This window comes from Neobacillus niacini (assembly GCF_000759675.1).
Classification (GTDB): Bacteria; Bacillota; Bacilli; order Bacillales; family Cytobacillaceae; genus Neobacillus; species Neobacillus niacini_A.
In genome coordinates, this window is record NZ_BAWM01000016.1 from 212,269 (window position 1) to 223,326 (window position 11,058).

The 11,058-nt window shown below is 36.6% G+C and carries 7 protein-coding genes; all 7 read left to right on the forward strand.

Annotation, left to right across the window (positions count from 1 at the left end; translation table 11 throughout):
• Positions 1–13 precede the first annotated feature (13 nt).
• The 7 genes from TR08_RS07825 (at position 14) to TR08_RS33120 (ending at position 10,913) form a co-directional block, all read left to right on the forward strand.
• Positions 14–2,308 (forward strand): helix-turn-helix domain-containing protein, encoded by a 2,295-nt coding sequence (locus tag TR08_RS07825; RefSeq protein WP_045517137.1) that lies wholly within the window; start codon positions 14–16, stop codon positions 2,306–2,308.
• Between the two features lie 196 nt (positions 2,309–2,504).
• Positions 2,505–3,476, forward strand: a complete 972-nt coding sequence (locus TR08_RS07830; RefSeq protein WP_052427386.1) for an ABC transporter permease — start codon at positions 2,505–2,507, stop codon at positions 3,474–3,476.
• Positions 3,477–3,487: 11 nt separating this feature from the next.
• The gene (locus TR08_RS07835; RefSeq protein WP_045517146.1) at positions 3,488–4,384 is read left to right on the forward strand and encodes a carbohydrate ABC transporter permease; all 897 of its coding nucleotides are present in this window, start codon (positions 3,488–3,490) and stop codon (positions 4,382–4,384) included.
• 53 nt (positions 4,385–4,437) lie between these two features.
• Positions 4,438–6,084, forward strand: a complete 1,647-nt coding sequence (locus tag TR08_RS07840) for an extracellular solute-binding protein (protein ID WP_045517147.1) — start codon at positions 4,438–4,440, stop codon at positions 6,082–6,084.
• A gap of 83 nt (positions 6,085–6,167) precedes the next feature.
• Positions 6,168–8,075 carry a right-handed parallel beta-helix repeat-containing protein gene (locus tag TR08_RS07845; protein WP_045517148.1) on the forward strand — a complete coding sequence of 636 codons (1,908 nt, stop codon included), beginning with the start codon at positions 6,168–6,170 and terminating at the stop codon, positions 8,073–8,075.
• Positions 8,076–8,146: 71 nt separating this feature from the next.
• A complete protein-coding gene (locus TR08_RS07850; RefSeq protein WP_045517150.1) occupies positions 8,147–10,549 on the forward strand; it encodes a glycoside hydrolase family 95 protein in 2,403 nt (800 codons plus the stop codon).
• Between the two features lie 34 nt (positions 10,550–10,583).
• Entirely contained in the window at positions 10,584–10,913 is a 330-nt protein-coding gene (locus TR08_RS33120; RefSeq protein WP_045517152.1) for a hypothetical protein, read from the forward strand.
• Positions 10,914–11,058 lie beyond the last annotated feature (145 nt).

Sequence of the window (11,058 nt, forward strand, 5' to 3'; positions counted from 1 at the left end):
AAAGGAGCTTGAGATGTTTGAGAGATTAGAAAAAATAACTATTTTTAGGAAGTTTTTATTCTCCTATCTATTGATTCTGATTATTCCACTTTTAGCTAGTTTAATTATTTATCAAGTCAGTATTCATAAAATTAAAGAATACGCAAGTGAAAATAGTAAAAGCTTGCTGAATCAAACGAAGGACATTATCGATCAAAATAATGATGAAATTGAGAGATTTGTCTATCAGATGTCATTGAATCCAGAAATTAATCAGTTGATGAATCGAACATTAAGTACGGAAATGAATATTGCTTACGATATCTATAAAGTCCAAAACAGTATTAAACCGTATTTGTATACGAACAAGTTGTTTAGAAATTTTTATATATACTTTAACGGGAGTGATACAATCGTATCCCCTGAGTCATCCTACGTTCGCACAAAGGACTATTATTCTAATTATGTCTATGAAGGATTAAGTTACGATGAATGGAAAAAAGACATCAACCAAACATATCGCACTAGATATTATTTACCCTCCACCAAAGTGAAGATAGGTGGAAGGACCGAACCGATTATTACATATGTACAATCAATTCCGTTTAATAGTAAAAATCCGAAAGCAAATATCGTGGTAATGATAAATGAAACTGAAATCACAACATTATTAAATAGAATTTCTTCACAATACGACGGTTCCACATTCATTCTTGATGATAAAGGGAATGTAATTGCAGGCGATAACATGGACAAAAGCATGATTTCTTTTAACAAGTCTTCGGGCAAATTCTCCATTAAGGATCATGACAAGAAGTATATGTATATCGAAACGAAATCAAACAATAATAAGTGGACATATGTAGCCGTTATTTCTAAAAAAAAATTAACAGAGGATGTAAGTTTTATTCAAACGATTAGCTTAGTACTTGCATTTATTACGATGATTGCCGGACTATTTACTGCACTCCTTTTTTCATATAAAAATAGTATTCCTCTAAATCGGCTTCTGGGAGTTATGAAAATCACAGATATGGGAAAAGTAACAGATCCATATGATTTTATCCATAGCAATGTTGAAGACATGATTGCTAAAAATGATCGGTTAAAGGTAGAAATTCAAAACCAGTTACCTATATTACAAGATTCGGTGATCCGTAAATTAGTAATAGGGGATTTAACATCTTCTAAAGAGGTACAGCTATTAATGGAACAAGCCAACATACCGGTAAAAGGGTCATTTGGTTATGTTGGGATCGTACAAATAATTCATATGATGAATGAACTGAACAAGGATATGCTGGATGAAATGAATCTGGCACAACTATTCATTCAAAATGAATTAACGAATCTTTTTAAAGGAGAGGCTCTACTCTCAAATATTGATAAAGATCAAGTCCTCTTCCTATTATCCTATGATAAAAAACCAACCATTCAAGAAACAAAAAAATTGGAAGAGACTCTTAATTTGTTTATAAAACAATTAAAAGAGAATTTTAGCTTAAAAGTGAATATTGGTATAGGCAGCCAATTTGATCAATTAACAAATATTCATCAATCCTTTGAAGAGGCAAAGGGAAGTTTACCATTTATACAAACCATTCATCGTCAAGGATCGTTATATAAATATGAACAGCAATATCAAGAAGGCACGATTGATTATTACTATCCAATTGAGATAGAACTTCGCCTCATTAATTCCGTAAACAACGGAGAAATAAATGAAGTTAAAGAGCTGCTCGATAAAATCCTTATTGAAAATGTTGAAAAAAGAGTGTTAACGCACCAAATAGGAAACCAACTATTAGACTCTTTGAATAGGACGATAGTGAGAATTCTTTCGAAAAATATGCAATTGAACACGGTAATAGTCGATGAAATACGCAATCGTTTAGAAAAACGGTTAACGAAAAAAGGTACCTTTGAAAAAAATATTGAAGAGATAAAAGAAATGGTGTTAGAAATTGCGCAGTCTATTTATGAAAGCAAGTCAGCAGGCAGGCAGCAAGTCATTGCTAGGATGAAAGATTGGATTAAAAAGAATTATCATGATCCGGATTTAACCATATATAAATTATCTGAAGCGGTTAGTCTTCCAGAAAAAATGGTACCATTGATTTTTAAAGAACATGTTGGAGTAAACATTTCCGATTTTATTGAGGATGTACGGATCAATTTCGCAAAATCAAAATTGATGCATTCCGATGATTCGATTGAGGATATTGCTATGCTTTCCGGATATAATAGTGCTCATTCCTTTAGACGCGCCTTTAAACGAAATACCGGTTCTTCCCCATCCGATTATCGAAAAATGTTAATGCAAGCGTGAGTTAGTGAAGGTAAATATCGCTTTCAATAAAATGTACCCTATCAATTTATTGTACGGTATCAGGTGCTTGAACCGAAGAAACCCTTGATATTAAAGGGTTTTTTTGTTGTACCCACTTAATATAATCGCATCTTTTTAACTTTTCTGAATTGTTTTATGATAGCGTTAACAATTTGAGGATTTATGGGGGGGTTATATGAAAGCAGAAGTAGTGAATCAACAAGGTATAAAGAATGTAGGTATTGAAAAAGAAATTGTCACAAAAAGTTCTAAGTGGAAAAAAATAAGGAAACACTGGCAGTTATATTTTTTGGTTGTCATCCCATTAATTTTTTTGATCACCTTTAAGTATGTTCCGATGGCGGGGATTCTCATTGCGTTTAAAGACTATAGTGTGGTAAAAGGGATTTTTGGCAGTGAATGGGCAGGAATGAAGTATTTCCAATCCTTTTTTGAGAGTCCTAACTTTTCCTTATTATTAAAAAATACACTGGGGTTAAGTATTTACGGATTAATCGTAGGATTTATTTGTCCCATTGTATTGGCTTTAGCTTTAAATGAAGTTCAAAATGGCCGTTTTAAAAAATTTGTGCAAACGGTTACTTATGCGCCATACTTCATTTCTACTGTCATCATGGTGTCGATCATTATATTATTTCTATCTCCTAATGCAGGAATTGTTAACAATATTTTAGGCTTAATCGGAATCGAACCGATAAATTTTCTGGGGAATCCATCTTACTTCAAATCTATCTATGTATGGTCAGATGTATGGCAAAACACAGGGTATGCGACAATCATTTATTTAGCAGCTTTAGCAGGAGTAGATACACAATTGTATGAGGCGGCTAAGGTTGATGGCGCGAATCGCTTCCAAAAAATTATGAATGTCGACCTTCCAGGAATTTTCCCGATTATTATTGTCTTATTAATTCTTAATGTTGGAAGTATCATGTCGATGGGATTTGAAAAAATCTATCTATTACAAAATCCATTAAATACGAATTCATCTGAAGTTATTTCCACATATGTGTATAAGGTTGGTTTGCTTGGAGCGAATTTTAGTTTTGCATCAGCAGTAGGGTTATTCAACTCCATTGTTAACTTTATATTAATCTTTACAGCTAATAAAATATCCAAACGATTCTCGTCATCAAGCTTATGGTAGGAGGGAAAGATATGGGGAAAACGAAAAATACAAGTATTAAAGAATCAAAAGTCGATCGCATTTTTATCGGAGCTGTTTACGTATTTTTAGTTCTAGTGTTAATTGCAGTTCTCTATCCGCTTATCTATATTGTGAGCGCTTCATTTAGTAGTGCATCTGCGGTAACATCTGGACGTGTATGGCTGTTTCCGGTAGAACCGACTCTATTAGGATACACAACCGTATTTAAGAACCCTCAAATTCTTCAAGGGTTCTCAAATTCACTGTTTTACACCGTTGTAGGGACCTTTATTAGTGTAACAATTACGATTATGCTCGCTTATCCGCTTTCAAGAAAAACGTTTTATGGTCGAAAACTCATCATGATCTTACTTGTTTTTACGATGATTTTTGATGGCGGTTTAATTCCGTTGTATCTTGTTGTAAAAAATTTGAATTTAATCGATACGATCTGGGCTCTTTTACTCCCGTCAGCCTTGGCGGTGTTTCAAGTGATTATTGCGCGAACTTTCTTCCAATCTACGATTCCGGATGAATTAGTAGAAGCGAGTGAAATGGATGGCTGCAGTGATATTGGCTTTATCTTTAAAGTGGTGTTACCGCTTGCAAAGCCGATTATTGCTGTCCTCGTGCTCATGTATGCCGTGATGAAGTGGAATATGTACTTTGATGCCTTGATTTATTTGAAATCCGATACGCTATATCCATTACAACTTATCTTAAGAAGCATCTTAATTTTGAATACGGATCCGTCAGCAAATATTGAAGATATCTTGAAGATGCAAGGGTTAAAAGAATTAATGAAGTATTCATTAATTGTCATTTCAAGCTTACCGGTTTTGGTGCTGTATCCATTTGTGCAAAAACATTTTGTGAAAGGAATGTTAATTGGATCAGTAAAGGGATAATATGGAGCGTTAGAAAAATTATATAACGTTAAAAAAACAGAGGAGAGGGTTAGATGAAGAAATTATCTATTAGTATTATGCTTTTAGTTTTAGTGGTTCTATTTGCTGCATGTGTTCCTAGTAAGAACAGCTCAACAGACAGTTCATCAAGTGAAAAGTCAGATCCGAATGGACCGATGGAATTAAAGATTTTTACGCCAAAATTATCGTATGAAGGTAAATTTGATCGAAAAGAAAATGAATTTACAAGAATGATTGAAAAGAAATTTAATGTAAAAATTGACTGGCAATATGTTAATGAAGATGCAGCAAAAGAAAAACGTCAATTATCTTTAGCTAGCGGTGATTTTCCAGACGCGTATTTGTTAGTATCATGGTTAGACAATATTTCAAAAGTGGATGCACAAAAGTATGGTAAAGAAGGTGTATTCATACCTCTTAATGATTTAATTAAAGATCACGCACCCAATCTTCAAAACCTAATGAAAGAAATTCCATATTTAGAAAAAGGGATTACCGCTCCAGATGGAAATATTTATGGATTAGCTCCGATAAATGAATGCTACCATTGTTCTAGATATGGGAAAATGTGGATCAATACTGAATGGTTGAAGAAATTGAATTTAGAAATGCCTAAAACAACCGAGGAATATAAAACAGTGTTAGAAGCATTTAAGAATAATGATCCGAATGGAAACGGCAAGAAAGATGAAATCCCTTTGAGTGGTGAAAGCACAATGTTAGGGGATGACCCAACGATATTTTTAATGAATGCTTTTATCCCGAATAATGGTAAGGATTATATTAATGTAAACGATGGAAAATTATTATTAGGTGCGATGCAGCCAGCATGGAAAGATGGGTTGAAATACATTCATTCATTATATAAAGAAGGATTAATCGATCAAGGTGCATTTACGCAAAATCCAGAAGCTTATAAACAATTGGGTACACCTAAAGGGGATGTAGTCCTTGGGGCTGGAGCAGCGAGTCACTTGGCAATCATTACAGATATAAAAATAGATGCAGCAAAACAATATGATGTTGTACCTCCATTAAAAGGACCTGATGGAGCACAATTTACACCATCAGATTACGGTAATGTTAATAGTTTTTCTTTTGCAATAACAAATAAAGCAAAAGGAAAGAAAGCAGAAGTATTAATGAAAATAGCGGATTATTTGTATTCTGAGGAAGGTACAATGTTATCCACTAGAGGGAAAGAAGGCGTGAATTGGAAAAAGGGTGGACCTGAGGATATTGATTTAACGGGCAAACAAGCAAAATATGCCTTCATTCCACAAGATCCTAATAAGAAAGATGTAGGTGAATTTGGCTGGGGAGAAAGAGGTCCTTTAGCACTGACTAGAGAACTTAGAGACTCGTTGGCAACTGAAAAGGATGAACTTTCTCCAAAGGGGTATGAGCGCAGATTATATAACGCAACACTGAAATATGATGGATTTGAACCAAAAGAACAATTTAATTTTGAAGCAGCTTGGGTTAGTCCTAAAGATGCTGAAGAAGTGGCATTGTTAAAAATTAATATCAATAAGTACATCGAAGAAAACATGGTTCAATTCGTGACAGGTTCAAAAGACATCGAGAAAGATTGGGATAAATACGTTGACGGTTTTAAAGCATTACAGGTAGAACGCTATTTAGAAATCTATCAAAAAGCGTATGATTTAGGAAAATAATAAACCAACATAATAAAAGAGAATACACGATAGTCTTGTACAGACGTGTATTCTTTTTTTCCATTAAGGGAGGGATTGAAGAGATGGGCGCAAGAATTATTGACGTAAGAGAATATATGGGAGAAGCAAACTCAATTAAAGATTATTCATCCATCGTGAATCAAGTGCTACAAGATATTAAAGGAATTAAGGAAGAAATTATTCTTTCTTTTCCTAAAGGAATCTATCATTTTTACCCTGATCATGCACCAAAACGAGCGTTTCATACATCGAATACAGATTCGAGAAGACATCCGATTAAGACGGTTTGCTTTCTAATTGAGGAACAGGAGAATCTAACTATTGAAGGAAACGGTTCGTTCTTTTTTTTTCATGGCGATGTCATGGGACTAGGAATTTTTCACTCAAAAAATATTCGTTTACAGAACCTATCATGGGATTACGAGGTATCAACTCTATCAGAGTTAGTCGTTGAGAGAACCGTTGCGGAGCAGGGGCGTTATTATGCTGATTATAAACTAGAGGATCATATTCCCTATGAAGTTAGTGAAAATCAACCGTATTTTTATTGGTTAAGTGAAAGGAGCCCCTATTCCAATGAATATTATTGGAAAGAGGAAGGCTCTAAAAATGATATGGTTATCGTTGGTTTTGACGAGACGAACGGGGTGAAAAGAAGATTCTCTGTGAACGAAGGACCGTTTGCCGAAAATAGACAGAAAATAGAAGAATTAGAGAAAGGCAAAATTCGTATCCACTATCACAACTCCCTGCCAAAGGCTGTTGTTGATAAACGAGTGTTTGAATTTTGTAAAGTGATTGATCGCAATACAGCAGGTGCTATGATTTGGGAAAGTGAAAAAGTATGTTTGTCTAATATCACGATTCATTATCTGCATGGTTTTGGCTTCTTAGTTCAAATGAGTGGTGATATTACGTTTGATTCGACTGATTTCATTCCAAATCGCGCTATGGGTAAGCATGGGTCAAGCTTTGCCGATTCTATACATGTATCAGGCGCTAAAGGTGTGATTACTGTGGACGGGTGTACCTTCATGGATCCTCATGATGACCCCATTAATATCCATGGAACTTTTACAAGGGTACAAAAAATAATCAATGAAAATACCTTGGAAGCCATATATGCACATCCGCAGCAAAGCGGATTCCCGCAATATCATCTTGGTGATAATGTAGCCTTTTTTAATCGTGCAACAATGGGCGACGAATTCGGGGAAGAGTATGAAGTAACGAAGGTAGTCCATCCTGGACATGATGGAAATGATCTTCAAACCATGCAAGTTACATTCAGCAAGGAGCTGCCTTTTGATCGTGTGCAAAATGAGAAGGGTGAATTTTTATATGTCATGGAAAACGTGACGTATACACCAGAAGTAGTGATTAAGAATAATAGATTTGCCCATGTGCCGACGAGAGGGATCCTCTGTACAACACGGAGAAAAGTGTTGATTGAAGGCAATCATTTTCAAAATATTACGATGAGTACGATCTTTATCTCTAATGATTCGAACGATTGGTATGAATCTGGTCCAGTCAGGGATATGACGATTCGGGGGAACGTTTTTCATGTGAATCCGGTTGCAGATTGGCATTATCGTAAACCAGCTATCTATATTCATCCGATCCCGCTTGGTGAGATCCCTTCTCCGGTACCAATCCACCGGAATATTACAGTGGAGAATAATACTTTCTATATGCAGCATGAATGTGTGGTTTCTGCGGAAAATGTGGAAAATTTAACGATAAAAGAGAATAAGATTGTCAAGATCCTTCCATTTAGGAGCTGCGATGAAATTCACGATGTATTATTTGAATTTGACAGATGTAAAAATGTGTTACTAGAAGGAAACACCTATGAAGGGGACTTCCTGGCGTATGCAAGAATAAATCGTATGAGTGAAAGTGATTTAAACATTAAGAATGAACAAACCGTGGTGTTTGATGCTATAAGTCTGTTTGAATCAAAATAAAGAGAGAAGGCACGATGTAAAAAACGAAAGAAAAGTTAAAAAATAATAATCGAGAATGGGAGATTTATCAGATGAATCTTTTGTCCTATAAAAAAGCGGCCATGGAATGGACGGAGGCTTTACCTCTGGGAAATGGAAGAATCGGTGCGATGCACTTCGGCGGAGTTGAGACAGAACGGTTCCAATTAAATGAAGATACATTGTGGTCAGGTCCGCCAAAGAGGAATCGAGAATACAACGATCAGGAATCCTTACAAAAAGTAAGGCAATTGATTGATGAAGAAAATTATGAAGAAGCGGTCAGTGAAGCGAAGAATATGTTTGGTCCTTATACACAGAGCTATATGCCGCTAGGGAACCTTAACATTCAATACCTTCATGGGGACACAGCACGAAGTTATAAGCGGACACTCGATATTGGAACGGCCATATCGAATGTTACCTACACGGTTGGAAAAATTAAATACACACGGGAAGCATTTATTTCACATCCGCATCAGGTGTTAGCTGTCCGGCTTACTAGTTCCGTTGCCAACCAATTAAATGTGATCGTTTCATTAGATAGTACGTTAAAAAGTATAACTTCCAATTCTTCAGAAGAGTTGGTTTTACAAGGGATTTGCCCTGAAAAATGTGCGCCCAACTATTTTCATGAGGACGAACAGCCAATCGTTTATGGTGATTTTGGTGAAACACATGCGATTCATTTTGAAGGAAAACTAGGGATTGTTATAGATGATGGAAAGGTAGAGTCGGCGAATGGAAGACTAACCATCCAAAACGCAACAAATGCTGTTCTCTATTTTTCGGTTTCCACCTCATTTAAGGGCTTTGATCAACTCCCTGGGGTCGATTTTGATGTAGTAACTGGACAAAATGAGGCCATTCTTTCAAAAGCCATGAGCATTCCTTATGAGAAATTGAAAGAAACACATATTCAAGATTATCAAACTCTTTACAATCGTGTTGAATTTTCGTTAGGACATAAACATACAGAAGTGCTGCTTGATACAGATGAAAGAGTGCAGAAATATAGTGCTGATGATTTAGCGATGGTCGAGCTTTTATTTCAATATGGACGTTATTTGCTGATTGCCTCTTCAAGAGAAGGAACGCAGCCGGCCAATTTGCAGGGAATATGGAATGACTTGACTCGGGCACCATGGTCATCCAACTATACATTAAACATTAATACGGAAATGAATTACTGGCCTGCGGAGGTGACGAATTTATCCGAATGCCATCGTCCGCTGTTAAAGGCAATCCTAGAGCTTGCGGTAACAGGGAAGAAAATGGTGAATGAACGATATGGCCTGAATGGATGGACTGCCCATCATAATACCGATTTGTGGAGACACGCGGATCCTGTTGGTGGCGAGCGCCACGGAGATCCGAACTGGGCATTTTGGCCGATGTCAGGGCCATGGCTGTGCAGCCACTTGTGGGAGCATTATCTCTATTCCGGGAATAAAGATTTCCTTCGAAAAGAGGCCTATCCGATAATGAAAGGGTCGGCACAATTTTGCCTTGGCTGGCTGGTGGAGGATGAGAATGGCTATTTGGTCACTTCACCGTCAACATCCCCGGAGCATCACTTCTATGCAGAAAATGGACAAGAAGGCTCGGTTACGAAGGGATCAACAATGGATCTGCAGCTGATTTGGGATTTGTTCACCAATTGTGTGGAAGCAGCTGGGATCCTCGGAGTGGACGATGATTGGATTCATCTAGTAACTACAGCGAAAGAACGCCTTCATCCTTTACAAATTGGGAAGTATGGTCAATTGCAGGAATGGCTCCTTGACTATGAGGATGTCGAACCAAATCATCGACATGTATCTCATTTGTATGGAGTCTATCCAGGTAAGCAAATTATCGATGGTCCATTTTTAGATGCTACAAGGCAGACGTTAAATCGACGCGGCGACGCTGGAACGGGCTGGAGTCTTGGTTGGAAGATGTGCCTTTGGGCTCGTTTGAAGGATGGGGAACGGGTAAATGCATTGATTCATCAATTATTTAACATTTGTACAGCGAAAAGGGAAGTAATGGTTGGGGGAGGATTGTATCCGAATCTGTTAGGTGCCCACCCGCCTTTCCAAATTGATGGGAATTTTAGTTATACAGCCGGGGTTGTAGAGATGATTATCCAATCTCATAAAGGATATGTTGAAGTATTACCGGCACTTCCTTCCACTTGGTTAAGAGGGTCATTAAAGGGCGTTCGAGTTCGAGGTGGCTTTGAGATAAGCATTTCATGGGATAAGATGCAGGTAGATCAAATGGAAGTAACATGTCATGCTGAAAACTTATTTATTTTTAAAACAAACAACGCGGTTATTGTTCGTGAAGAAGAAAAAGAAGATAAGAGAATTGATGCGGTTGATGGCATTATTTCACTAGCGATGAGCAAAAACCAAAAGTTTCAGCTGATATTTTTAAATGGAAACACAAGAATTAATGTTTTAACTTAGCCAATAAAATAACAATTATTAGAGGAGTAGAACCATGACACAGTTAAGAATTGGTGTAATCGGTACAGGTGGAAGAAGTACGATTGTGAAATATGGGTACAATCCGACTGGAAATTCGATTGTTATTGGAGCGGCAGATGTGTCTATGGAAGCACTAGAGAATTTCAAAAAGGAAATTAATGAAGACGCTTTTGTTACAACCGATTATCGAGAGCAACCGTTAACATCACCATTTGCTGGGCGCATGAGTGTTGCGGTCGGATGTGCGGCAACAGAATCGATTCGCTCTGGAGGGAAAGTTGTTCATATCGACCAGGGAAAACATAGACTAAATAATACCATTAAAGAAGAAGTAGTATCTTAGCTGTAACATATTTTTTTTGTATCATATTAAGAATCAGTAGAATATTTATTCTATGTTATGAGGTGGTGGAAATTTTTAGTTTAGATAGCCGCTTGTATCAAGTATGCTTGTGGATGTATAACTTCATGTATTTAAATATCCTATT

Excerpts from the sequence above, each read along its gene's own strand:
- TR08_RS07825 (WP_045517137.1), top strand. The coding sequence starts at position 14 with ATGTTTGAGAGATTAGAAAAAATAACTATTTTTAGGAAGTTTTTATTC.
- TR08_RS07830 (WP_052427386.1), top strand. The coding sequence starts at position 2,505 with ATGAAAGCAGAAGTAGTGAATCAACAAGGTATAAAGAATGTAGGTATT.
- TR08_RS07845 (WP_045517148.1), top strand. The coding sequence starts at position 6,168 with ATGGGCGCAAGAATTATTGACGTAAGAGAATATATGGGAGAAGCAAAC.
- TR08_RS07840 (WP_045517147.1), top strand. The coding sequence starts at position 4,438 with ATGAAGAAATTATCTATTAGTATTATGCTTTTAGTTTTAGTGGTTCTA.
- TR08_RS07850 (WP_045517150.1), top strand. The coding sequence starts at position 8,147 with ATGAATCTTTTGTCCTATAAAAAAGCGGCCATGGAATGGACGGAGGCT.
- TR08_RS33120 (WP_045517152.1), top strand. The coding sequence starts at position 10,584 with ATGACACAGTTAAGAATTGGTGTAATCGGTACAGGTGGAAGAAGTACG.
- TR08_RS07835 (WP_045517146.1), top strand. The coding sequence starts at position 3,488 with ATGGGGAAAACGAAAAATACAAGTATTAAAGAATCAAAAGTCGATCGC.